Origin of the sequence: Leptospira jelokensis (assembly GCF_004769635.1) — a bacterium.
Taxonomy (GTDB): Bacteria; Spirochaetota; Leptospiria; order Leptospirales; family Leptospiraceae; genus Leptospira_A; species Leptospira_A jelokensis.
Map to the genome: position 1 here is coordinate 807,230 of NZ_RQGH01000026.1, position 25,398 is coordinate 832,627.

23 protein-coding genes are annotated in these 25,398 nt (G+C 38.2%); 15 read left to right on the forward strand and 8 right to left on the reverse strand.

The window, feature by feature from the left end:
• Positions 1-7: 7 nt before the first annotated feature.
• Entirely contained in the window at positions 8-1,885 is a 1,878-nt protein-coding gene (locus tag EHQ62_RS13805; RefSeq protein WP_135643661.1) for an alpha/beta fold hydrolase, read from the reverse strand.
• A gap of 91 nt (positions 1,886-1,976) precedes the next feature.
• On the opposite strand from EHQ62_RS13805, the gene thyX reads away from it, so the two are divergent.
• Genes thyX through EHQ62_RS13825 form a run of 4 tightly spaced genes read left to right on the forward strand, consistent with a single transcriptional unit; the run spans position 1,977 to position 6,374 of the window.
• Positions 1,977-2,900, forward strand: a complete 924-nt coding sequence (gene thyX, locus EHQ62_RS13810) for an FAD-dependent thymidylate synthase (RefSeq protein ID WP_135643663.1) — start codon at positions 1,977-1,979, stop codon at positions 2,898-2,900.
• 51 nt (positions 2,901-2,951) lie between these two features.
• A complete protein-coding gene (locus EHQ62_RS13815) occupies positions 2,952-3,665 on the forward strand; it encodes a FecR family protein (protein ID WP_135643818.1) in 714 nt (237 codons plus the stop codon).
• Complete coding sequence (locus EHQ62_RS13820; protein ID WP_135643665.1) at positions 3,662-5,059, forward strand: hypothetical protein; 1,398 nt, start codon at positions 3,662-3,664, stop codon at positions 5,057-5,059. The genes EHQ62_RS13815 and EHQ62_RS13820 overlap by 4 nt, the downstream gene beginning before the upstream one ends.
• A gap of 10 nt (positions 5,060-5,069) precedes the next feature.
• Positions 5,070-6,374 (forward strand): cytochrome c biogenesis protein CcdA, encoded by a 1,305-nt coding sequence (locus EHQ62_RS13825; protein ID WP_135643667.1) that lies wholly within the window; start codon positions 5,070-5,072, stop codon positions 6,372-6,374.
• Between the two features lie 66 nt (positions 6,375-6,440).
• Here the strand turns inward: EHQ62_RS13825 and EHQ62_RS13830 are convergent, their stop codons facing one another.
• Positions 6,441-7,382, reverse strand: a complete 942-nt coding sequence (locus EHQ62_RS13830) for an NAD(P)H-dependent flavin oxidoreductase (RefSeq protein WP_135643669.1) — start codon at positions 7,380-7,382, stop codon at positions 6,441-6,443.
• Between the two features lie 18 nt (positions 7,383-7,400).
• Positions 7,401-7,697, reverse strand: coding sequence for a hypothetical protein (locus tag EHQ62_RS13835; RefSeq protein ID WP_135643671.1), 297 nt, complete (start codon positions 7,695-7,697; stop codon positions 7,401-7,403).
• Positions 7,698-7,733: 36 nt separating this feature from the next.
• Here EHQ62_RS13835 and EHQ62_RS13840 point away from each other — a divergent pair, with 36 nt between their 5' ends.
• Positions 7,734-9,686: a PP2C family protein-serine/threonine phosphatase gene (locus EHQ62_RS13840; RefSeq protein WP_135643673.1), complete on the forward strand. Its 1,953-nt coding sequence runs from the start codon at positions 7,734-7,736 to the stop codon at positions 9,684-9,686.
• Between the two features lie 108 nt (positions 9,687-9,794).
• Here the strand turns inward: EHQ62_RS13840 and EHQ62_RS13845 are convergent, their stop codons facing one another.
• The gene (locus EHQ62_RS13845; RefSeq protein WP_135643675.1) at positions 9,795-10,832 is read right to left on the reverse strand and encodes a zinc-binding dehydrogenase; all 1,038 of its coding nucleotides are present in this window, start codon (positions 10,830-10,832) and stop codon (positions 9,795-9,797) included.
• On the reverse strand, positions 10,829-11,434 hold the full coding sequence (locus EHQ62_RS13850) for a hypothetical protein (RefSeq protein WP_135643677.1): 606 nt from the start codon (positions 11,432-11,434) through the stop codon (positions 10,829-10,831). Before EHQ62_RS13850 ends, EHQ62_RS13845 begins: the two co-directional genes overlap by 4 nt.
• 98 nt (positions 11,435-11,532) lie before the next feature.
• Between EHQ62_RS13850 and EHQ62_RS13855 the strand changes: the two genes are divergently transcribed.
• From EHQ62_RS13855 to EHQ62_RS13885, 7 genes are all read left to right on the forward strand, one after another.
• Positions 11,533-12,351, forward strand: coding sequence for an adhesin OmpL37 family surface protein (locus EHQ62_RS13855; protein ID WP_135643679.1), 819 nt, complete (start codon positions 11,533-11,535; stop codon positions 12,349-12,351).
• Between the two features lie 2 nt (positions 12,352-12,353).
• Positions 12,354-13,016 (forward strand): rhomboid family intramembrane serine protease, encoded by a 663-nt coding sequence (locus EHQ62_RS13860; RefSeq protein WP_135643681.1) that lies wholly within the window; start codon positions 12,354-12,356, stop codon positions 13,014-13,016.
• Entirely contained in the window at positions 13,016-14,458 is a 1,443-nt protein-coding gene (locus EHQ62_RS13865) for an MDR/zinc-dependent alcohol dehydrogenase-like family protein (RefSeq protein WP_135643683.1), read from the forward strand. Before EHQ62_RS13860 ends, EHQ62_RS13865 begins: the two co-directional genes overlap by 1 nt.
• Positions 14,459-14,462: 4 nt before the next feature.
• Positions 14,463-16,913, forward strand: coding sequence for a hypothetical protein (locus EHQ62_RS13870; protein WP_135643685.1), 2,451 nt, complete (start codon positions 14,463-14,465; stop codon positions 16,911-16,913).
• The gene (locus EHQ62_RS13875) at positions 16,910-17,332 is read left to right on the forward strand and encodes an NUDIX domain-containing protein (protein ID WP_135643687.1); all 423 of its coding nucleotides are present in this window, start codon (positions 16,910-16,912) and stop codon (positions 17,330-17,332) included. Before EHQ62_RS13870 ends, EHQ62_RS13875 begins: the two co-directional genes overlap by 4 nt.
• On the forward strand, positions 17,325-18,476 hold the full coding sequence (locus EHQ62_RS13880; RefSeq protein ID WP_135643689.1) for a carbon-nitrogen hydrolase family protein: 1,152 nt from the start codon (positions 17,325-17,327) through the stop codon (positions 18,474-18,476). The genes EHQ62_RS13875 and EHQ62_RS13880 overlap by 8 nt, the downstream gene beginning before the upstream one ends.
• A 99-nt stretch (positions 18,477-18,575) precedes the next feature.
• Positions 18,576-18,773 carry a hypothetical protein gene (locus EHQ62_RS13885; RefSeq protein WP_135643691.1) on the forward strand — a complete coding sequence of 66 codons (198 nt, stop codon included), beginning with the start codon at positions 18,576-18,578 and terminating at the stop codon, positions 18,771-18,773.
• Here the strand turns inward: EHQ62_RS13885 and EHQ62_RS13890 are convergent.
• Positions 18,770-19,897: a hypothetical protein gene (locus EHQ62_RS13890; protein ID WP_135643692.1), complete on the reverse strand. Its 1,128-nt coding sequence runs from the start codon at positions 19,895-19,897 to the stop codon at positions 18,770-18,772. The genes EHQ62_RS13885 and EHQ62_RS13890 overlap by 4 nt on opposite strands.
• The gene (locus EHQ62_RS13895; RefSeq protein WP_015676767.1) at positions 19,894-20,514 is read right to left on the reverse strand and encodes a hypothetical protein; all 621 of its coding nucleotides are present in this window, start codon (positions 20,512-20,514) and stop codon (positions 19,894-19,896) included. Before EHQ62_RS13895 ends, EHQ62_RS13890 begins: the two co-directional genes overlap by 4 nt.
• Before the next feature lie 67 nt (positions 20,515-20,581).
• Between EHQ62_RS13895 and prfA the strand changes: the two genes are divergently transcribed.
• The 3 genes from prfA (at position 20,582) to EHQ62_RS13910 (ending at position 23,998) form a co-directional block, all read left to right on the forward strand.
• Complete coding sequence (gene prfA / locus EHQ62_RS13900) at positions 20,582-21,643, forward strand: peptide chain release factor 1 (RefSeq protein WP_135643694.1); 1,062 nt, start codon at positions 20,582-20,584, stop codon at positions 21,641-21,643.
• Positions 21,644-21,717: 74 nt separating this feature from the next.
• Positions 21,718-23,409, forward strand: a complete 1,692-nt coding sequence (locus EHQ62_RS13905) for a S8 family serine peptidase (protein ID WP_135643696.1) — start codon at positions 21,718-21,720, stop codon at positions 23,407-23,409.
• Between the two features lie 4 nt (positions 23,410-23,413).
• Entirely contained in the window at positions 23,414-23,998 is a 585-nt protein-coding gene (locus EHQ62_RS13910; protein ID WP_135643698.1) for a hypothetical protein, read from the forward strand.
• A 38-nt stretch (positions 23,999-24,036) separates the two neighbouring features.
• On the opposite strand, the gene EHQ62_RS13915 is transcribed toward EHQ62_RS13910, so the two are convergent.
• Entirely contained in the window at positions 24,037-25,278 is a 1,242-nt protein-coding gene (locus EHQ62_RS13915; RefSeq protein WP_244241777.1) for an ATP-binding protein, read from the reverse strand.
• Positions 25,279-25,398: the final 120 nt, after the last annotated feature.

Below are 25,398 nucleotides of genomic sequence, written 5' to 3' on the forward strand. Positions count from 1 at the left end.
ATTCTGGTTATTTTAAACCTTGGATCCACTCGTCCATTCCCTTACAAATTTTTCTAACAGTTTCCCCATGGAAAATGATCCCAAGGTGCCCTTGTTCATAATAAGTAGTGACTTTGTTTTCCGATTTGAGGTCTTTTAATTCTGTTAAACTTTCTTCTGGAACAATTTTATCAACAGTTCCAACCACACTGTAGATTGGCATTGTGAAATTGTTTAAAAAATTCTCTGTGTAATTGATGCGACCGTCGTTTGACCAAAAACTCCTTTCGTTGGATATTTGGCTTTGGAAAAACTGCATGATCACAGATACAGATTCTTCGCAAAACACATCTTCCATAAGAAAATACCATTCAGGAGGTGTGATTTCTTTATAACCCACAAAATCTTTGATTGTTAGTGATTTGGTTCCAATATTATAACTAAAACTTCTGAGACTTGAGTGTAAGTTTAAAATCAATTTGAAGAATTTTTTGAGATCGATGGTTTGGATTGTGGCTTGCATCGAAAAACTTGCCATACTCAAAATCATATCCGATATCATTTTATGAGGGAGCATACTAAACCCTCGTTTCAAAGTATCTAACCCAATAAAATTGGATTTTAAGCTGATATAATTTGGTGAAGTAATGGAAACAATGCCTGCAATGTATTCTTCCGGTTGAGGTAAATTAAATTCTTCTTTGAGTTCTTTGATTGTGTCATAAGAAGAAACATAAAACCTCGGGATCATCCCGCCCATACTGTGTCCAACGACAACAGTTCTCTCACTTGGGTAATGCCAACGAATCCAACGAAGCACTTCCGGAAAATCGTCTTGGATGTAATTGTCGACAGTCCAACCTTCTTTTTTACCATGTTTTGGCATGGTTTGTCTTGAACGACCACGCATATCCATCAGGAACACTCGGTATCCATATTTGAGAGCCAATTCTTTTGCCAATTTGTCCATTACGGAACGCCTGCAAAAAAATCCTGGGATGAGGAGAAGATTTTTCCCTGTATTGTTTAACTTTTCAGGGATAAAACTTTTGAGAGATACTGCATAACCATCAGTTGTTGGAATGATGAAAGATGCATCCATTCTATATTCAATGTTATACTGGTGAGATTTGAAGATGATTGACGTTACCGGTTCTTTTTGGTCTTTTGTTGTGGTATAAAAAAGATTCCTTGAGTTTGAAACCGTATCGGCTTTTTCGATATTCTTTTGGGCAATATAATGGTCGTTACCCGATTCCATTTCCTTTGCCACAACAAATTCAATCACATCAAAAAGAGAATAGAGTTGTAAGGTTAAATGTCTGATTTGGTCTTCTGGAATCGGATCTTTGGTGATGCCCCATAAAATTCCAATTGGGTTTTCGTTCACAAAAAGTGGAATCCCAATTGCATGGTTCATGGTTTCAGAGAGAAGGACTTTTTTTTCGGGGTGAATCTCTTCTTCCTTCAGATTCACAAATGTGACTTCTGGACGAAGGCCTTTGTTAAAATCAATGATCGCTTTTCGAATGAGTCGTGCAGATTCATTCCTTGGGTCAGCCAAATGGATGGGCCTTGATTTTTTGATGTATTCTTCGATCCCTGGGATTTTTCTACGTTCAGCAATTTCTTTCAGTTTGAAGTGGGTGGCCGTTGCCACAATTTTCATTTCATCTTGGTCAATGACTTCAAAAATCGAAAAATTAAAAATGGGATCGTCGTTAAAGTCCACAAGGGAAACCATTTTATTGGTGAAGGATTGCCATATATTTTCCAAAAATTGGAAGGTAGTTTTTGGCACCGGGAAAATGTAAATTTTATCCGGGCTAACCATGAGATTTTTGTTACTTTCTCTGGTGGAAATTTTGATCAAACGATCTTCCAAAGTGTTTTCTTCAAGTGCCATTTAGCATCCTTTCTATTTATGTGCCTGTGCGGTACGCTATAACTCTATTTTCGACTTTTCATATGCCTGTGAACTAAAAAATAAAGCTAATATGCAACAATCTGATTTCGAATCCATTTCAAGAGTATCCGTTCCCGAATTAGACTCCATTTTAGGAAAACCTTTCCCAATTTTGGATGATGGGTTTGTCAGACTTGTGGATTACATGGGTTCCGATGAATCGATCGTTCAGGCTGCACGCGTTTCGTACGGAAAAGGAACAAAAAAGGTAAACGAAGACCGAGGGCTCATCCGGTACCTAATGCGCCATCGCCACAGCACTCCTTTTGAAATGTGCGAACTAAAGCTACATGTTAGAGTTCCCATGGACACTTGGCGCCAGTGGATCCGCCATCGTATGGCAAATGTCAATGAATACTCTACGCGTTATTCCGTAGCCATTGATTCTGCACAAACCACTTTGCCTGGTGAATGGCGTGTGCAATCAATTGGTAACAAACAAGGAAGTGATGGATACTTAGAATCATCTAAAGGAGACCACCTAACAAAGCGTGAAACGGAATTCCAAAAATTTGCCAATGATATTTATAATGAAAGATTGGAAATGGGAGTGGCACGTGAACAAGCAAGAAAAGACCTTCCACTCGCAACCTACACAGAAGCGTATTGGAAAATCGACTTACATAATTTACTTCATTTTTTGGCACTCAGAATGGATGACCATGCCCAATTAGAAATTCGTTTATTTGCGAAAACCATAGGCGAACAAATTGTAAAAAAATGGGTTCCGCATACTTGGGAAGCCTTTGTGGACTACCGATTGAGTGCCCTCCACTTAACGAAATATGACACCGAAATCATTGCTGCTCTCAATGCTTCCGGCAAAGAAGGGGCTCGCAAAAAAGCGATCGAACTTGGCATGTTAGATGACCAAGGCACAACCGCTAAAAAAAGCCGTGAACGTGAGGAATTGGAGTACAAACTGTCTCAATTGGGTTTTGCCATCCCTTGGTGAGGCCCTAAGACTTCCAATTTTGATAGAATTTGGTTGATAATTTATTTCAATATGGTTGTTAGAGTGATTATGAGCCTCAAAATCCCTCTAACCATCCTTTTTTCCCTCCTAACTTCCGTTTCCCTATTCGCAGAAGACTTTGCTGTTGCGACCTTCACTCGAGGGAAAGTGAGTTTTTTGTCCGCTTCCGATACTTCCAAACTTTGGAAGGCACTCAAAGTGAATGATGTACTAAAACCAGGGGACCGGATCAAAACTGGAAATGGGTCAAAGGTAGATTTTTTATACCAAGAAACAGAAATCAGAATCCAACCCAATACCGAATTCACCTTACAAGAATGGAATCCTGAGAAAAAGGTCGCAAAAGCATTTGTCCAAAATGGAGCTGCTTGGTTTCGCGTGAGTAATTTTAAAAAAGGGAATTTTGAAGTTTCCACCCCAACAACGACTGCGGGAGTCCGAGGGACTGCCTTCGGTGTCTTCTATGAAGAAAAAGAAAAAAAGGGTTATACTTGTGTTTGTGAGGGTCTCGTGAATATCAATGGAACCGATTTTCCAAAGGGAACCGGTGGTGCCAAAAAAGAAGGTGCCACAGAACTTGAGAAAAATGAATATAAAGATATGATCACAAAAGAAGGGGCTACCATTCTTTTGAAAGAAAAGCGAAAGGAGTTTCCAATGCTGAGTCGATGTTTGCCATGCCATAAACCAATTGGTTGGGAAGACAAATCGATCACACCGGATGAAACTTACGGCAAAAAGTGAAGTTTATTTATCGATTCATCATTATTTTTACACTCTTCGCCTATCCTATATTAGGTGAAGAGGTGGTTACAACTAAAAAAGAAGAACCCGATGGTTATTATGGTTTAAAACTTGGTGCCATCATCACTCCCACTGCTTCGTTACGAATACGAGACAAAGCTTCCGGAACAACTGACCTTTCCCCTTCAGACAAGTCAGGATTTTCCATGCCTTGGACCATGTTTTCCATTTCTAAAGAATGGGAAGATTTAGGATTAAAAGCAGAATTTTGGGGAGAAATTTTAAGAAATGATGCATTAACAAATGACACTTCTGTAGGAACGGGATCAAAAGAAAATCCATATGTATTTCTCGTTCGGCGAGCAAACCTGGCAAAAACATTTGAACTTGGAAACACAAAACACCAAATCCAATTTGGTATGTTCGAATTACCCCATATGTTTTCAGTTTGGTCTGGGTATTATGATTGGCGTTATTTTGATAAATCACCCCTTGAGTCACTTGGTTTCGCAAGAGACCCGGTAGATTTAGGAATCAATTATCTGTTTCGGTGGCGGTCATTTTCACTGCAAACTGCGGTGGTGAATGGAGAAGGGTACAGAAATGTTCAGAATACAACAAACACTGGTTATGATGTTATCGGGAAAATTTCTTGGGAACCATCCTGGACTGATAATTTAAAAACTGGCATCCATCTCCTTGGTCGTGCTTCGAATGCTTTTGGTTATGCGAGTGATGAATGCCGAGAAGGAAAAACGAAATGCCTTTTAGATGATGGAAATCCAAATACAAGAAGGCAAGGGCCCGTATCTCTCAACCAAGAACAAGTAGTCGCTTTGGAATCCAACCTCATTTGGAAAGAAACGATAAACTTTGGACTCGGGGGGATGTTCAAAAAACAATTGGGTGGAACCATTGTCGATCGAATGGCTCCCTACCAACCGGGGACAATGGTCCCAGAAGCCACAGGCCGAGGTGCATACCTTTGGCTAGGGCTAGGGAATGGAATCTTACGCCTTGTTGCCCGAGGGGAAGCCGCCACAGGGGGACCAAACCCTGGCCTACGTGCCACAGAAACAGTGGAAAGGGAACCTTGGGTGCGTTTCCAACCTGGAACCACGGAACCCCGTTATTCAGACCAATCTTATTATGTTTCAAAACAGATTTTTGGAGAATGGTTTTTATCTGCGTCCACAAGGCTTGCTTTAGGATACACGGAAGTTCGTTCCTATGATACAAAAGGGGAACCCAATAAATGGTATGTAGACAGTACTGGAGAGGCATCAAATCGTGTCGAATATAGAGAGCAGTTTTCAAAACCGGTAACCTTTCCCATCTCCGAATATGGCAGATTGGATCGAAGTATCGTTTTGAAGGCAACAGCAACTTTCTAAGATAAAGATTATGTTTTCTGAAATCCAAACCTTCCTTGAATCACAATTGTCCTCTGGCAATTTTTCCATAGCCACCATGTTCTTTTTAGCTTTAGGCGGATTATTTGCAGGTTTACTCCCTTGTGTGTACCCACTTTATCCTATCACTGCTGGCATTTTGAAAACTCGTGTTTCAAAACACAAATGGTCCCATCCATTGGTATACTATTTTGGACTCGCTCTGATGTATGCCATTTTCGGTTTGATTGCCGGTGTCAGCGGAGGAGTATTTAATTCATTTTTACGATACCCAGAAACTCAAATTATCCTTTCATTACTTTTATTTGTGTTGGGACTGAGTGTTGCCGAATTTTTATATTTTCCATTTTTTTCAGGGGATGTAAAAAATTCAGTTAACGTAAATTATGCGAATACATTCCTTTTGGGAATGGGAGCAGGTTTATTATCTTCGCCTTGCGTTGGACCTGTTGTGGTTTCCATTTTAGTCCAACTCATCACATACCAAACAGAAGGATTTAAAATTTTACCAATTTTATTCACATCCTTTAAAATGTTTTTGTTTGGGATGGGACTTGGAATTCCCTTTTTATTAATCGGTGTGTTTGGATTGGCTTTGCCGAAATCCGGAAAATGGATGAAGTATGTACAGTGGGCTCTTGCCATTCTCATCTTTTATTTTTCTTACACTTATTTGGACAAGGCTTTCACTTTATGGGGATTTGGATCTGAACTGAGCGCACAAGTTTACTTCCTTTGGATCCTCGCTTTAGTTTCTCTTTTCCTACTAAAACAAGAAGGTTCTCCCACTGAGAAAATGAAACAATCACTTTATCAGTTGGTTGCCATTTCGTCGTTACTACTTTTATTTTCCTTGTTAACTGTTTCCATTTTAAAAAAGGGAGATGGATTTTCAGTAACCAATCAAAATATCACAAAACAGATGTTAAAAGAGGAGCATGGAAATTTAGTTTGGTACCGAAATAAAGCAGATGTTTTTACACTCGCCAAAGAACGAAATTTGCCCATCTTTATTGATTTTTATGCGGATTGGTGCACCAATTGTAAAGAATTTCAAAAAATCACGCTCTCCCATCAGGAGTGGAATCAGACCTTTCAGAAAGATGTGATATTATGGAAGGTTTATGATACGGATCCTATTTTTGACGAATTCGCCAACCATCCGAATTATCCTGAATTAAAAATCGGATTACCATTCTTTTTGATCCTGAATGCAAATGGAGATATGTTGTACAAATCAAATGATTATTTAGATACAAAAGGAATGATCGAAACCATTCGAAAATTGAAAAAATAATAATGGATCAGAAGACAAAACGAATTTCGATTTAAGAAAGATTCGCATTGTCTTTGTTTAGTGAAATTACCTTGGAAGGGAGTTGATCGTTGCCAAATATTCGCTAGCAATTTCCTTCACAATCTCACCCGCAGGTTTCACAGTTTCAATTTGTGCAACACCTTGACCGGCGGACCAAATGTCTCTCCATCGTTTGTATTCTTGTTCAATGGCTTTTTCCCCACCAGCATGCCCTGCCGCGATTTTTTTAGGGCCATCTTCTAAAATATCAGGAGATCTTTCTACTGATTTCGCCAACCAATTGGCTGGAATCCCCGAAATTTTTTCTGTATAAACTATCTCGTCAGGACTAGAATCAATTAACATTTGTTTGTATTCGTTTTGTGCACGCGATTCTGGTGTGGCTATGAAGCGAGTTCCAATATAAACCGCGTCTGCACCAAGAGACAAAGCTGCTGCCATTTGTGATCCAGTTGAAATTGCACCAGCAGCAATGACTGGAAGTCCTGTCTCTTTTTTGAGATAGGGAATTAAAGCAAATGGAGTGATGGCACCAGCATGACCACCTGCGCCTTGTGATACGGCAATCAGTGCATCGGCACCAGATTTTGCGACAATGTTCGCATGTTTTAAAGTTGTCACGTCACAAAACAATGACGATCCATTGGCTTTGATTTCTTTGGCTATGGTCCTTGGAGTTCCGAGACTTGTGATGATTAATTCTACTTTTAGGTCCATCACCACCTCAAATTGTTTGGCCCAATTTGGATTATGTTCCTTATGTAAGATTAAATTTACGCCAATGGGTTTTTTTGTTTTGGAACGTATTTCTAGAATTCCCTCGCGTAATTGCTCAGGGGTTCTGTAATTCAGAGATGGGAAACAACCAATCCCACCTGCTTCTGACACTGCCACCACCAACTCGGGATACGAGACGAGGAACATTGGTGCAGCAATGATCGGTAGATCAATTTTTAACATCTCACTGATTTTTGTTTTGATTTTCATAAATCTCCTGTTATACGATTATGGCTGGGTTGGTTTTGGAGTTAGGTTAGGAAGCTCTGATGGATAACGACCAGATCTGGGAATGCAACTCATTGCAAATCCCTGGATGATATAACAAATGGAATCTTGTGAAATACACTTAAGTGACTTTTGGTATTCCTGGCCATCGATCTCGGTTGCGATCGAATAACATTCCATTTTATCTTCCATGAAGAGTTGTTGGGGAGATTTAGTCTCTTGTCCACTAAGAGCGGTAAGAGACAATAATTGTAATGGGAGTAGGTAAAAAAGTGATTGGAATCGAGTGCGATTCATTGAACGTAATCCTGCTTTTTCTATAGGAATTGAAAATTGAAAGAAGTCAAATCATATAAATCCATTCTATTTCAGATTCAATTCGTTCTTTTTTTATTTGGGTTATTATCCTTCCAAAACTGTTTTGAACTCCATACGGAAAGCAAAGCGGAAAACCATCTGCAACAATCCATCTATTTGATTGATCGGTTTTATTATTGGTCAGAAGAAGAAATTTTAGACCCCGATTCCATTCCAAATGAAAATTGGATTCGGATCGAGGAAAAGGTATTAGGTTTTAAAAAAAGAGAAAAAGAATTTTTGTACATAAAGTTTAGTGATCAATTCATCCGCCAATTACAAAGCCCCATTTTGTATTCGGAACTTGCTTTGGAATCTTTTAAAGTAGTTCAAGGCAAAGAAATTGTGTATCAAACGGAAGCTACTGATTTTATTTTCCCACATTTGATTCCACTTAATTCCGATCCCAAAGGTTTTATTTATATCCAATTCCAATCACGGTATACTGGTTTTATTGGAATGGATCATGATGTTATTTTTAAAAACCATTCACAAGCCCTCATTGAATTGTTTATGGAAAACTTTTCAAAAACTTTTTTTGCACCCATATTACTAGTATTATCTTTTATTTTTATGGGATTTTATTTTTTACGCAGAAAGGAGTTGGTTTTTTTCAATTTTTCAATTTTGTTATTATCTGCTTCGCTAATAGAAGCATTGAATGGTTTTGTTGGATTTTCTTTGCGCCAATACGCAACTTATATTGTTCCATTAACATTCCTGAATTTTACATTTTTCCCTTTTGCACTTTTGTTATTTCTTATTTCTGTATTCCCGCCATTTTTTAGAAATTTGTTCAAACTCATTGCCTTTTTGCATATCATTGTATTTTTCATATCCATATTTCGGCATTACGAAAACGGAATTTCTTTTTTGAATAGTGAAGAAGGATACAATTGGATCGTAGTTTTAGAGGCTGTTGTCGCAATTGTTTCCTCAATTTATGTTTTTGCAAAGGGAAATCGAAAAGTCAGAGAGATTATCATTGGCATTTTAATCATAGTAATCGCTGGTCTTCATGATACATTTGTTGATTTGGAAATCATCAACAATCAATTCAGAATCATACATTATGGATTTTTTCTGATGTTGGGGTTTTTTGGTTATTATGTTTTTAAACACTATTGGGAATTATTGCACTCCATCAATCGAATGAATGCTGAGCTGAGAACCAAAAATAAAGAATTACAAAGGCTCATTCTCATTGATAAAGATCTCGCCTTAGCACACGCCTTACAAAAATCATTATTGTCTTCTAAATTCAATGAAGACGAAAAAATTCGAATCATTGGTTTTTCGCAAAACTTGGAGTCGGTGGGAGGAGATTATTTTGACCATACAAAAGATAGTATGGGCAATTGGGCAATCCTCATTGCAGATGTATCTGGTCATGGAATTTCCTCTGCAATGGTTGCAGCCATGTCAAAAATGGCATTTGTAGGTGCAGGCCCTTACTTACAATTTCCAGCCAGAGTATTTCATTTGATGAATAGGCATTTGGTAGGAAAAACAAAAAATTTATTCATCACTGCAACTTATCTTTTTATCGATATTGAATCCTATACTGCTACGTTTAGCAATGCAGGTCACCCAAGTTTATTTCTCATACGGAATACAGAAACGGAAGTTAAACTCCTCACGGCAAAAGGAAAACCATTAGGTCTTTTTTCACAGCAAACATATGCTGAGGAAACGGTATCGCTAAAACCTAAGGATAGAATCTTACTTTATACGGATGGCATCTTTGATCTGTTGAATGAAGAAGGGGAAAGTTTCGGGGAAGACAGACTCAAATCCCTGTTATGGGAATATCGGTATCACAACATACAAGATTTATCGAGTATCTTGCAAGATTCATTGTTTCGATTTTCCAATGGTTGGCGGCACCAAATGGATGATTTGAGTTTTCTTTTGGTAGAAATCAAATAATCTATCACATTCCAATCCAATGGGAAATGTAATCTCAGAAAAAAGAATGGTAAACGTATTGTCACCTCATTTCTAAAAAGAAACCTCGAGTAAATTGATTTTCCTGTTTTAGAGTTCTGGGTTGATGATAAAACGAATTGGGTTTCCTTTTTTTTCTTCTAAAGCATGAAGGTATTCGTTCGTATCTTCCAATTTATGTATCCCACTAATTGACTTGGTGAGATTCAGTTTTTTTTCTTGGTAGAGTTGGATGAGCTCAGGGATGGCCCGACGATCAGATCCATAAGACCCTGTGATACGAATTTGCCTTTCGATGAGAAAAAATGGCATTGGAATCTCAAGTTTGTTTCTACCAATCCCAACAAGCACAATCCTTCCCCCTCGATTCATGGCTCTGACGCTACTTTCGATATTAGGCATATAACCCGTGAAATCACATAAAAGATCTATCCCACCAGATTTTTCCTTTAATACTTTACCCACTTGCATATTTTTATCAACTAAGATAAGTTCGTCGGCACCGTATGCTTTTGCGTTTTCGAGACTACCACCATCAATATCAATAGCAAAAATTTTACCAGCTCCAAGTGCTTTTGCAATGGCCACAGCATGAATGCCAAGGCCACCACAACCAATGATCGCAATTGTTTCACCAGCCTTTAATTCTCCTTGGTATTTGACTGCGTGGTAGGGAGTAGAAACTGCATCCGCCAAAATCGCACCTTCTGCAAACGGGATTTCATCGGGTAAAATGTGTAGGTATCTTTCTTCCGTTTGGATGTATTCTGCAAATCCACCTCTTTGGTTAAAACCAATCACTCCAATTTGTTCACAAAGATTTTCGCGCCCCGCCAAACAATGTTTACATTTCCCACAAGATGTTCCTGCGCTCACAACAACGCGGTCCCCAACTTTAAGTTTTGTGATCTGTTCACCGATTTCAGTCACAACTCCAGATGTTTCGTGACCAGGGACACAGGGTGAGTAAGTTGCTTTCATTTTTCCATGTAAAATAAAATGAATGTCGGAACCACAAATCCCACAGGCTTTGACCTTCACCTTTACTTGGTTTGGTTGGAGTGGGGGTAGGTCCAATTCTTGGATTTCGAGAGACCTAGATCCCGATTTCAAAACTGCTGCTTTCATAACATAATTCCATCAAGTTCCGATAACATATCACTCGAATCAGTTTCATTTAATTGTTCCAATGTGAGTTCGATCGTATCGTTTAAATAGTACTTCAAATTTTTATAGTTGGATAAAAAGGACTTTAAATTGTTTTTTTCATCTTCAGTGAGTCGATTTTCCATATTGAGTTTGCAAAGTGCTAATACACCAAATGCGGATTTTAATTCATCTTGGTTGGCAGCGATCATAAATAGTTCGCGGATATCGAGTTCGGCAAAAGTTGGGAGTAAATCAGAGATCAATTCCATGGCGCCAATGGGAATCGTGCGATCCAAAGATTTGACATAATTCACAAGTACCCGATAACTTTTGGAGTCCCCAACGTAAGAGAGTAGGTATACCATTCCAGAGAGTAAAACTTTGTGATACCCCCATGACAACCTTCCAGAATCAGCTTCACGTATGATTTGGTAGATCATTGCCCATACATTTTTATCGTTATTTGCAGCCAATTTCATCAAATCTAAGAGGCGTTTTTCCCAGACTGGTTGGTCCATTTCTGATTTGAGTTGGTCAATGGCTTCTAAGGGAGAAATGGGTAGTGGTCCTAACTTTTGCACAGTTTCCTCTCGACATAATTCTGAAATATGAGACGTATATGTCTTTTCTTTTTTATCATGCTAATGTTTTCCAGGTACGGCCGAAACTAGTTGCATAGATGAAACGATTTTCGGTAATACTACTGCTTCTCTTCAGCGCAATGGGAGAGATGACACCGGACCAATCTAGTTCTAAAGCGACACAGTTAATCCGTGTTAGCTATGGACTTAAGGATAACTACGAGTTTCTTCGCATATTAAATTCAACCATCAGCAATCGCGGGACAGAAGACCAAAAAAAATACTTCAAACGCTGCGTACAACACCACATTGAGTCAGAAATCTTACATTTACAAATGGATTTAGGAAAATCATACGCTGAACTGCGTAGGACACAAGGATTACTCATCCAACTTTACATCCATGTTTTGGAAGATGAAATCGAAGAATTGGAAATTGAATTGGGAAGATTGGCAAGGCTTGCCAATGGAAAAGAAAAAACAGAAACAAAATTATATTTGCGATTGGGTTATCGCGAAATTGCAGTGGCCAAACAAAAATTAACCATTGGAAAAAATATCCGTCCTTATTTGTATTTGATGAAATTACAAGAATTGGCTTACTCCTTAAAATCCTTAAAACAGGCGGAAAAATACATTGTCCTTCTGGGACTATTACATGATTCCGTAGATGAATTTGATAAAGAGAGTCGCAGTTTTGAAGCCATGGTAAATGAAGTCATTCGGATCATTGTCAGTGATAAAGAAAAATACTTACGACTTTTGTATGACAGTCATTTTGATTCTTATGGATCACTCAATTATTACGAACAAATTTGGAAACAACCTGATTTACATGAATTGGCAACGGGAATTCCTAATTTTGATCCAGCCTATTTTCGAAATCCAGAAGAAGCCAAAATTCCCACATTCAAATAGTTATGCGATCATTCATTTGGGAATTCCCGTTAACAGCTAGTTTTGCCTTATTCCTATTTCTGTTATACCCGATTGTTTCTATTTTTTTGCCAAGTTTACTGACGGAATATTTTATAGCCACCCCAGGAGAAATTGAACCGATCAATTGGATATTGTCTACTTTTTTCCATGGATCCGGTGCTCACCTCTTATCCAATTTATTTTTTCTACTATTACTTGGTAGAGTGGTAGAAAAAAGAGTGGGAAAGGCCAAATGGTTATTGTTTTATTTTATGGCTGGCCTCTTGTCAGTGTTAGGCGATGGTATTGTGCGTGGTCTTATCTTGGGAGACAGAACACCCATTGTAGGGGCAAGTGGTTCGATTTCAGGCCTTGCATCTGCAGCAACTCTGCTTTCTCCATTTCGTTTTCCCATTACAAAACATAAATCGATTCCATTCCCTGTATTTTTGTTTGGATGGATGATGGTGTATTCGGATGTGACGAATGTGTTTGCTAGAGACAATGTGGCACACTGGGCGCACCTTGGAGGATTTTTTTCCGTCTTTGTCACAAGTTATTTGCTTGGTGAAAAAGAAAGGCAAGAAATCAGGCAAGGCTTTCTCCTTAACTTTACCTTTTTTACATTGACGATCATTCTTCTATTTTTTATCAACAATAGGTAATGAATCTAAAATTCCGAGCAAAGGATTACCTTTCCGATGACTCGTTTGAATCAGCGGAATACGAATACATTGGCAATCAAAATGAGGGTTGGGAAATCATACGAAATGGAACCCCATACCTCCAATTAGGCCCAGGTTACATCCCTCTCAAAACCATTTCCTGTGGAGTGTGTTCTACAGATATCGATCGACGTTTTTTACCCTTCCCCCTACCTCAAATCATAGGTCATGAAGTCTTAGCGGAAGGTCTTGGTGAAAACCAAGGCAAACAATTCGTAGTGGAAATCAATGACACCTACGAAGCCCGTGGGGACAAAAATCCTGATGTATTTTGCAAAGAAGGAATCCCCACCCATTCTCCAGAAAGAAGGGTTCTTGGAATTGATCGCCTGCCCGGCGGTTTTGGACCCTATATCTTGGCTCCAGTCCATGCTGCCATCAATTTGGAAGGTGTTTCTCCGAAAGCGGCTGTTTTAATGGAACCTTTTGCGGCTGCCTTACAAGCGATCATTGCCTCTCCACCCAAACCTGGAGACCATGTAGCAGTACTTGGTCCGAGACGACTCGGTAGTTTGGTTCTTGCCGCACTATCGTCTTATCGTAAAACCAATGGATCCGATTTTCGCATCACAGCGATTACACGACATGATAATCTGATAAAATTAGCGAAAGAAATGGGTGCGGACGAAATTGCTGATCTTCGCATAATGAGTGTTAACGATCTAAAAAACAAGTTTGATATTGTTTATGATACGACGTCCACCCCTTCGGGGTTTGAAACAGCACTTCAAATTTCAAAAAGGGAAGTCCATTTAAAAACAACAAATGGGCAACCGATGGCAGGAATCCATCATCTCACTGAATTGGTGGTGGATGAACTTTCGATTTTACCATATTCTTTGGAGAATACAAACTTCCATTGGCAAAAAGAAAAACGAAGTAACAAAAATGTTTTTGTTTTTGAAGGAGTTTCAGAGGCGATTCAATCTGAATTGAAACAAAGTTTTCAGGTGTATAGGGGAGATGTACAAGCAGGTGAATCCATTTTAAATTCTGAATCATTTCAAGGCCAAATGCCTCGATTTGATTTTGTTGTGGTTTCAAAACCTGAGGAAATTGGTTTAGCCATCAGGCCCTCTTCCCAACACGAAAATTCTCTAGTGCGCCCTAGAGGAGCGATTTTAGTGGATACAACCAATGTTGTCAATTGGTCATCTGAATTCAGTTTGGTGCTGGATTTTTTCAAACAAGGAAAGGAAATTCATAGTTCACGTTGTGGAGATTTCCATATGGCAATTTCCCTTTTAAAAGATAACCCTGAAATCACGAATTCTTTAGAAACAAATTTGATCTCTCATCGATTCCCCGCCGATCAACTGGAAGAAGCGTATGCAAAGGCCAAAGAACCATCGAGTGTTAAGGTAGTGGTAGATTTTCAATAAGTATATGTCTTTAGAGAAACAAATCAAAACATCACTTGGGCCGACCTTACACGAAGTAGAAGCCGGTTTATGGGAAATTGACCTTACAAACCTTCGAATCTTTTTTGGACTTTCTATTTTATCTCGCACCATCGGTGAAGAAATTGGAAACCTATTACAGTCGTTGCCTGGTGACTTGGCGTTTTCTTACAAAATCAATCCTAATATCAATCACGAGTTGGTGGATATGCACATCCAACATGTGCAAGTATTTGCGCGCGCTGGTATTCTCAAAGATTGGGTACTGTTTCGGGAAGAATTTGAAGAGAATTTGCGTTTTGTATTTGGATCGTTCCAACAGCAGTCGATCGCTAAAAAAATACACCCAGAGTTTTACGGAGAAGATCCAAATCGAAATTCTTCTGTAGCCTTGTTATTTCCATTTGATACTGAATTTGTGCATCCATCAGGATATTACATTCTGATGGAGAGAGTACAAAACCAAAATCGAATTGGTGACTTTTTTCTTCGCATAACGATTGATTCACGAGAAGATGGCTGTTTGAATTTGGCAAATATCCAACATGAGGTGATCAGTGATGTGCATTCGAGAACGTACATTGCTGGTGCATCCAAAATCAGTGAATCATTGAGTAATGGGATCATCAATGTTGCGCAAAAAGGGGAAACTTTTTACGAAGAAGAGAATAGTCATTTTAGCAAAGTATTTTCGCAAATTGAAAAAACCCCGCTTGGAAAACTCTCAAACATAAATTTTTATTGGGAAGAACAATATCGCAATTTGATATTGAGTTCGGATCCAAGTGTTTCCCTTTCTATCTTAAAAAAATTATTTTTATTATTGGAAGATTCTTCCGCCTCAAAGAAAATTAAAGAGGGAAATACATTAAGAGCCAACATTGGAAAAACTTCAGTTTATGTTGATCTTTCTAGGTTAGACAGAGTATTAAATTTTAGTTTCAATCAGAAGCGCACATTAGTTGATTCAAACTTTTATTTAAAACGAATGCCAATTTTAGAGTCCATCGCGAATTCAAAAGACCACACGTACAATTTTGATGGCATTCATATATTTTTAATCCACCATATTACATCTGAGATCATATCCTTAATCGAAACATTTCGAAGGTTAAAAACAAAGTCTTTGAATGTCGCCTTCGTGAAGTATGGGGGGAATATCCCACCAATCTATTTGGATATTTTATTAGATATTCCAACGGAATCATTTTATATGGCAGGTTTGGAATTCAAACTTACCAAGAACAACACTCCATATTATGGTGTGTCCCCGCTATATAGTGATTTTGAAGTGCATACTTCATTTCGACATAAATTAGAAGAAGCAAAATTAGGATTTTTTGATGCGATGCGTCGTTTGGCCATGTATTTGTTTCTCAATCAATTACTGGATTTAGCAGAAAAAAATGAAAAGATGATTCTCATTGAAGATGGAGGATATGTTGCACCGATTCTCAATGAACGAGCATTAGATGGAGTTTCATTTGGCGATGTTTTGGCTGAATTCTGGGTTGAAGGAAAATTTAGTCCTTTAAAAGATAAAAAGTTTTCTGAAATTTTAAATTCACACATCGTGGGTACAGTAGAACACACTAGAAATGGTTATGATCGCTTGGCCAAAGTGAAAAATGAAAGAGGATCATTATTTTTACCTGCATATTCCATAGCCATTTCCAAGGAAAAAACTTTGGAAGAATCCAAAGAGGTTGCTCGTTCGATCATCAATGCAATTGAAAATACCTTACATGGAATTGGAAAAGTTTTATCCAAACGCAATGTTCTTATTTTGGGCTCAAAAGGAAATATCGGTGGGTTTTTGAAAAAATACTTGGTCGGTGGCTCCCTCCACGAATCTCATTTGGATGTTTTGGAAGTAGATCGAAAATTTGAATCCGACACAAAGTTACAAAAACAATCATTCCAATCGGTTAGTGAAACTGAATTTGCGAACATCGATTTGGTGATAGGTGTGACTGGTGAATCAATCTTGGAACCAAAAAATTTTGAATCATGGATTCTTAAAAGTGAACACAAACAATTGTATTTGGCATCAGGTTCTACGAAGACAGTAGAATTTGCGAATTTTATCCAGTGGACAAACCAACTGAATTTAGAAGGTAATCCGAAACTAGGTGGGAAAGAGACTTTGATCTCCTTTCATCGAATTTTAGATCCGCAATCGCAAATGGATTTAGGTTCTAAAATTCTTTTTAAGATTCCCGAGCTAAATTTGGAAAAGGAAATTTATTTGATAAGTGATGGAAGTCCAGTAAACTTTTTATTTTTTGGTGTTCCAACCGAGTCGATGGATCCAATCATTTCACAATTGGCGAGTGTTTCATTAGGAATGGTAAACCAACATCGTAAAACAAATCTTCCGAAACCAGAATTATATGCTGTTGACCACCAAATCAATGTTTGGGGAAATTCTTTGTGAGTAAACATGGATTCTTTCAAATCACCCAAAAACTTTTTTTAAGAGACGGTGATTTATTATTAGTTTTAAGAGATAAAAAATCCGGACATGGGGATCTTCCTGGTGGAAGGATGAATGAAGATGAATTTTTTAATGATTGGACTGAAAGTATTTTTCGGGAAGTTGAAGAAGAACTCGGTACAAATATCAAAATTGAAGTCAATCCTGTTCCTATTTTTGTTCATAAACATCGAGTGAATGAAGGAAACCATCCTTGTATTATCATCGCTTATGATGCAAAATGTTTAGATGGCAAAGTAAATTTGTCTGACGAACATGATTATATGGAATGGGTAAATATCAATTCCTTTGATCCACAAAAACTTTTTTCGGAGTATATGTTGGAAGCTGTCCAACTTTATTTAAAAGAATATGCATAATCTCTACGTACCACCATATAAAATTCTATTATTCATTGTTCTGTTTGGGATTGGATATGGTTCTGCCTCATTTTTAAAAGATTACGAAAATACGAATCCAACACCAAAACAAGAATTACCAAAAACCGATTTTAGTTTTAATTTTGATTTCAAATTTGATTTTAATTTTAGCCAACCAGAAGTAGATGAAGAAATTCAAAAACCTAATAAAACATGGTCTGAGATCACCATCCAAACAAATGGATCAGATAGAAAATACGGAAACCTTGTTGGGATCCAACTTGTATTAAAACCTGAAGATTATGTGAAGGAAGAATGGTGGAAAGAAAGAATTGAGGAAACTTTAGCAAAAGCTAAATCATCTGGGATTTTTGACCGCAAAACTATTGTTATTTTTCCAGAACATATTGGAAGTGGATTGGTTTTTTTGAATGAAAAATCAAAATTTTTAAATTCAGATACGTTTGCTGAAGCATTAAAAACCAAAGGGGAAAATTTTACCTTCTCTGATTTGATTTATGCAAAATCCGAATTGATGGCAGAAGTTTATGTTCGCACGTTTTCTTCCTTAGCCAAAGATTATAATGTCCCAATCCTTGGTGGAACCATTGTCTTACCGAATCCGAAAATTGTGAAAGGAAATTTAGTTTTGGATCCAAAGGGTCCATTATACAATGTTGCCATTCCGTTTTCTGCAGATGGAAAACTTATGGAACCAATGGTCAAAAAAATCATTTTGTCCGAAGAGGAACAAAAACTTTATTCGGCGGGTGAAATTAACCAAGATCGTATTTGGATCGTGCCTGGTTGGAAGGTAGCAATTTTCATTGGCCAAGATGTGTTTGAGGCTTCTTTGTATAGTCGCCTAACAGGAAAACCAGTGGATGGTTTGATATCTCCTGCAGCAGTGTTTCCAGATATGAAATGGTCTGGATTAGATTTAACCGATGTCAATGTTTGGAAACGAGAAGGAATGGCAAAGTACATCAAGTCTACAAGAGCGCAGGACTTAGTACAAGTGTTTCTCTCTGGGCACTTATTCGAAAATCATTGGAATGGCAAAACTTTCAATTTAAGAGACTTTACCTTTGAAGACCAAGTGATTTCGGTAGAAAACCCTACAATCTTAAATTTGTACTTTTAAATTTAGAAGTGATACGTGGATTTTTTTGAATTTTAATTTTATGATTTCACTTAAAATCCGTTTGACAGGGCATGCTTTTCACAAAAAATTTTCAGAGTTATGCCACAGAAGTCTCTACCTAAAAACGAATTTTACGTAAAATGCCCTTTATACGCCAAGGGACTTTCTGTATGCCCGAGCTCAAAGGATCGTTTGCAATCGGAAGACTTAGAACGTCTTACATCCCATTGCGTACAAGATCTTTACAAAACTTGTCAAATTTTTTCTGCGAAAAAAGAGAAAGAACAAGCGGCTTAACCGTCGTTCATTTTCCGTACTTTTTTAAAGTATTCGTAAATTTTCCAATCTTCTTCGCTGAAATTTAAATCATCCAAAACCAACTCACCACGTTTGCTTTCATATACAATTTTATCCCCAGCCACTCCCCATAACCTTTCTAAGAAGAATGGGAAATGTTCTTTTTTGCCAGAAACTTTCCATTTCATGGGTTGGTTCGGATCGTTTTGATTCGTTGTGATAAATTCATCTTTGCCTGTTAATTTCCAGGAATATGCTTCCCTTGTAACTATGGGAATTCCTCGGTTGATGGAGGGAGATTTCCCTTGTTGGTAGATTACTTCTTTTAGATACAAATCACCAATTTTGCCTCCAACCACATAACCAGAGTTACCGCTGTTATAATAAAATTTAGGAAGTACGATATCTTTGGAGAGTAATGAGACACGTTTGGATTCAACATTTAGGAAAAACAAATGGTAAGCCCCACCAACGCCAGACCAAATTAAATATTCATTCCCAATCGATGAAATGTGATATTGGATTTTTAATTTTGGATATGGGGAGGGAAATAATTCACTGGAAAGAAAACGTTCTGGTTTTGAGGATTTTCCCGTTTTTTCCAAGAACAATTGATTCTCAAAAAAATATAACAAGAGATCACCAGAATTGGAAATGGCCATTCCTGTTTTACAAGGGATATGAACAATGGATTCGTGTTCCAGGGTAGAATCAGTTGTGGAATAACCAAATAATGCGCAACCACCATATTGTTTTAACGGATATTGAACGGCAACATAATTTCCGTTAGCTGACAACTGTATGGAATCTGGTCTCAGTTTTAATTCGATAGAGTTTCTATTGTCATTTACCAAATCTTTGAAAAATAAGGTTTTATTTTCTGTCCAAACAATTTTAGTTCTGTCCTCAGATACAGCAAAAAGTCGTGGTTGGTTCGGTTTGTTTTTGGATAAAATCTCCGCACTGGAACGATTCGAAGAAAGGCGGTCTTGGAGTAAAACAAGTGCTTTTTCAAACTTTTCTTTTGCAATGAGATCTTCAATTTCAGAAACTAAGGATTCATGTTTGGATTGGCAATGGCTGAGAGTGAATAACGTTAAAATTATGAAGAAAAAAAATTTCACTGAGTCTCCAACAAGTCTCTAATTTCATCCGAATGGATTTCTTTTGAAAATAATTCCATGGCTGTTTTTCCTACACGTTTTGTATCGTAATAGGCAAAGGTTCCTGTAACAACAGCACCACCTATAGGTACCCAACGAGCAAATTGTTTTCGAATGATTGATTTGGAAATCATAATTCCTAATTTTTCTAATACAGATTGGAATACCCTAACGGTTGTTGGGCGAATGAGAATTTTGAAACTAGATTCTTCTATGATTTTTCGAAAAACTTGTGCCCCTCCGTGTTTGAATAAACAATAAAGTAACAATTCTTTTGTGACTTGCACCTCTTTTCCGTAGAGAGCGGCAATATCCATTATCAAATGCCCTTGGATTCGATACACCATGAGCAACTCGGGAAGGATACTTAAGATTCCCAATGGCCCTGGAGGCAGGGAACAGGTAGCGCTAATCAGTCCGGATTTAAAGGAAGCATTTTGAACCAAATCTTTGAGTAATTCCTCAGGTGGTTGTATGGTAGGAGCGTAAGGGCTTCTATAGTCCTCAAATCCAGCAAATAACTCGATGAGACCCTCTAAAAATCCATTAGAATTGCCCTTATGTGGGAGTTCGTTCACGGGTTTCTCAAATCCTCATTAGATTTTAGTTTATCAAAAACAGGCATTCTGTATCCTTTCCATAGACATGATAGATAGATTGAAAAAAATTCAAGAAAAATACCTGCGTATCGAGGATGAGCTCGCAAAGGCCACTGCATCCGATACTTTGAAGAATCTATCGAAAGAAAGATCTCGCCTAACGCCAGTATATACAAAAGCAGACGAATACCTAAAGATCACCAAGGATTGCCAAGATGCAAAGTCCTTATTAGAATCGGAAAATGATGCAGACATGCATGCCATGTTAAAATCCGAAATTGAAGAAGGTGAAAAAAAATTAGAAGAGCTCGCAAAAGAACTCGAAATTATGTTATTACCTCCCGATCCAAACTCTGGAAAAAGTATTTTAGTGGAAATCCGGGCTGGGACAGGTGGCGAAGAATCTGGTTTGTTTTGTGCTGACTTGTTTCGCATGTACAACAAATATGCTGATAAAAAGGGAATCCGAACTGAGATCATTGATATGAGTCCAACAGGGATTGGTGGATACAAAGAAATTGTATTTTCCTTGGATGATGATCGGGCATATGATTTATTCAAATTTGAATCTGGTACTCATCGGGTACAACGAATTCCAGAAACGGAATCTGGTGGAAGGATTCATACATCGGCTGTCACTGTTGCCATCCTTCCTGAAGCAGAAGAGAAGGAAGTAGAGATCAGAGAAAGTGATTTGCGTATCGATGTGTATCGATCCTCAGGTGCAGGTGGTCAGCACGTCAACACAACTGACTCGGCAGTCCGAATCACACATATACCTACAGGCATTGTTGTGGCCTCCCAAGAAGAACGTTCCCAAATCAAAAACCGCGACAAAGCGATGAGAGTGCTTCGTGCAAGGATTGCAGACCAAGCGGCAGAGTCCGCCAAACAAAGCGCAGATGCTCTAAAAAAAGCACAAGTTGGTTCAGGAGATCGTTCGGAACGAATTCGCACATACAATTTCCCACAAGGCCGTTGTACTGACCATCGGATTGGTTTTACGAGTCATAATCTTCCGTCCATTATGGAAGGGGATTTGGATGAATTAATCGATGCATTGGTGCAGGAAGACCGGTCTAAGAGATTAGCAGAAGCCAAGGCTTAAAAGGATCATTTTTTCTCTGGAATTCGGTTGAAACCATTCCGCTAATTGTTATTTTTTAGTAAGGAAATAAAAATATGACTCTCAAACGTTGGATTTTCGCTTATTTGTTGGTGACACTCCTCAATTTGAGCCATTGTGTTCCCAAAAAAAATAATGATTTGGTGAGCGATGATTTTTTATTTTTATACCTACTCAATTCGATTTTAAATGCCAGGGAATTAGATTGTACGTTCTCACCAAATAGTTCCGATTCTCTTTACAATGACCAATGGCATCTATTCAATTATGGGCAATTGGGAGGGACTTCTGGAGAAGATGCTCGTGTGCGCTCCGTTTGGGACCAAGGCTATTCGGGAAACCAAGTCATCGTCAGTGTCGTAGATGATGGGATTGACCTTTCTCACGAAGATTTAAAAGACAATATCTCTATCTCCGCAAAGGGTTTGAATTTATTCAACAATTCACTTTTTCCTTATCATGCATATTCCTCTAGTTTCCATGGATCTGCCGTCGGAGGTGTGATTGGTGCACGTGGTGGGAATGGAATCGGTGTTAGGGGAGCTGCACCTTGTTCCAAACTAGTAGGTGTGAACCTATTAGAAAAATCCACCATTTACACTTCAGACGAATACCGGGCTATGGTGAATGAGATGGGGAAAGTTTACATCTCCAATAATAGCTGGGGTTCACCTGATACGTATGGTTGGTTATGGCCTTCTAGTTCGCTATGGCAACAAGGGATCAATGAAGGCATTAGTTTAGGCCGTGGGGGATTAGGAACTGTTTACCTTTGGGCAGCAGGGAACGGTGCAAATGGTAATACTGTATCCTCACCTTTGTTAGTCGATAATGCAAATTATGATGGCCAGGCCAATTATTATGGTGTGATGGCAATCGGTGGGATTGGGCAAAATGGAATGAAAGCTTCCTATTCGGAAGAAGGTGCCAATCTTTGGGCGGTAGCCCATACCCAAGGGAATTCTGCAACTGCCTACACAACTGCCATCACAACGACCGATGCAGCTGGTGCATTTGGATTGAATGCAGGTGGGACATCGGGTGATTATTCTTTTTCCAATTACACAAGGCGATTTAATGGAACTTCCTCGGCCACACCACTTGCTGCAGGTGTTGTCGCCTTACTTCTTAGCAAATACCCATCACTCTCATGGAGGGATGTTCGCGAGTTAGTTGCTTACTCCGCAAGACAAAATGATCCAGGTGATTTGGATTGGGATACCAATGGAGCTGGTTTACATGTTAACCATAAATATGGATTTGGTGCCATTGACGCAGAACAATTGTTACTAAGGGCTAGTTCCTGGACTCCGATCACTACGCCGCAAAGGGTGGAGACGATGTCTGCCGTTAATTATGGAAATGCAATCCCAGATAATAACGTTGTTGGTGTTTCCGTTATGTATCCTGTATCGTCTTCCATTAATTACATTGAATATGTCGATGTTGAAATCACTACAGGTCATACTTATTTTCCGGAACTAGGAATCGTTGTGACTTCCCCCACTGGTGCGATTCAAAGTGTGCTAGCAGAGCCACACGCCTGTGCCAATCCTGCAACCAATTCGGGTTGTTCTTTTGGAAGTACAACGATCGCAAGTATGACTGGTTCCTCGACATATCGATTTGGAATCGCCAGATTGTTGGGTGAGAATCCCAATGGGATGTGGACCATTCGTGTTTATGATGATGGAGTTGGCGATACGGGAACGATCCAAACCGTCCGTATGAAAATTTATGGTAGATAATCCTATGAAGACAATACAATTTTTAATGATCCCATTCCCACGTTTTCGATTCTTAATTTATATCTTAGGTTTTTTGTTTGTTTTTTCTCTTTTGGCAAAGGAACCTCCAAACCAAATAACGTACACAGAAGGTGGAGTCCAAAAGACATTTTATCGAAACCCGAACTTAGAGGCGGAATTCATAACCCCCAATCAAATCAATTCCTCGCAAAATAAAAGTTATGCGAATCAAAAATTAAAAGTTGGGTGGAATATACGTAAACCAGGAAAAGCGTTGGTAGCCAATCAAACAAAGTCAGGGAATGAAACCAAAGTCACTGAAGTTTACAATACCGGGCAAGGGTATGGACCAAACATCGTTCTCCCTGGGATGATCGTGGTATCCTTTCGGACGGACCAATCCAAAGAATTCATTTCCGAGTTGGCCAAAAGATACAAAATACAAATATTCCATACCTTTAACCCTCGCTTGGTAAGTTTCCAAACAGAACCAGGTTATCTTTCCGTTGAAAAAGCAAATGAACTTGTAAATGAACCATCTGTAGCAGAAGCGTATCCAGAAACTGCTGTCGAAAAAGTTTTAAAGTAATGGATTTGGATGAACTGGAGAAGGGTAACTGACCTAACTTAGTGGGCGATATAAAAATAAATTAATTTTAGAATCTCTATCTTACGAACCGGTTTTGCTAAGTAAGAGGTAATGCCAGCTAAAAAACTCTTTTTAATTTCCTCTTTTTGTACGTTTGCAGAAATTGCGATGATAGGAGTTTCACCACTTTTGTTTTTTGTTTTTACTTGTTCATGGATTCGAATTTGTTTTGTTGCTTCCATTCCATCCATTTCTGGCATTTGCATATCCATCAAAACTAAATCATAGTTTCCAGATTGGAATTTATCAAATGCTTCTTTTCCATTTTGTGCGACTTCCAATTGGATGGGATATTTACGTAAAAAAGTTTTGATGATGAATACATTTTCATTTGAATCTTCTGCCAAAAGGATTTTGCATGGTGGAAAATTTTCGGGGTCTGGTAATTCTAAATCAAGCCAGTGTTGGTTTTGATTTGATTCTCTATGGAGTAATCCTTCATAAGGAATTTCAATATGAAAGGTAGAACCCTTTCCAATTTCACTTTGAACAGAAATTGTTCCATTCATCAATAAAATCAATTTTTTTGTAATCGATAATCCAAGTCCAGTTCCTCCATATTTGCGAGTTGTGGAACTATCTACTTGCGTAAAACTTTCAAAAATGGATTGCAGTTTGTCGTTTGGAATCCCAATTCCTGTATCTTCGATTTCAAAAACCAAATGGCTTTTATCTTCGCTTAACATTAATTTGATAAAGATACTTCCTTTTTCAGTAAACTTCATCGCATTTCCGATCAGATTAATCAAAATCTGTTGGATTCTAGTGGAATCTCCTTTGATCATTGGGGAAATTTCTTTACTAATGGAATGGGAAATATGAATTCCTTTTGATTTTGCTTTCATCAAAAATAGAGATATAGTTTCTTTCATCAAATCATGAATCGAAAATGTAACGGATTCCATTTCTAGTTTCCCAGATTCGATCCTCGAAAAATCTAAAATATCATTGATGATATTGTACAAAGCCCTTCCTGAATTTCGAAGTACGGTAAGATATTCTGTCTGTTCTTCTGATAATTCCGTTTCATTTAAAGTATCAGCCATACCTAAAATGGCATTGAGTGGTGTTCTAATTTCATGGCTCATTGAGGCTAAAAAATCCGTTTTCGCCTGGGATGCTTTTTTTGCCTCAGATTCCCTTTCTTTCGCAATGATCATTTGTTCGCGTAATAATTTTTCTCGGATTACTTGTTGGGAAACATCTGAAATCTGAATCATACAAAATCGATTTGGCTCGTCATCAATTGAGATCGGTATCACATGTAGGTATCGATTTCATTGAGAAACCAATCACTGCCGATAAAATCATTCCTGTTTTGGAAAACATATGAACCACCT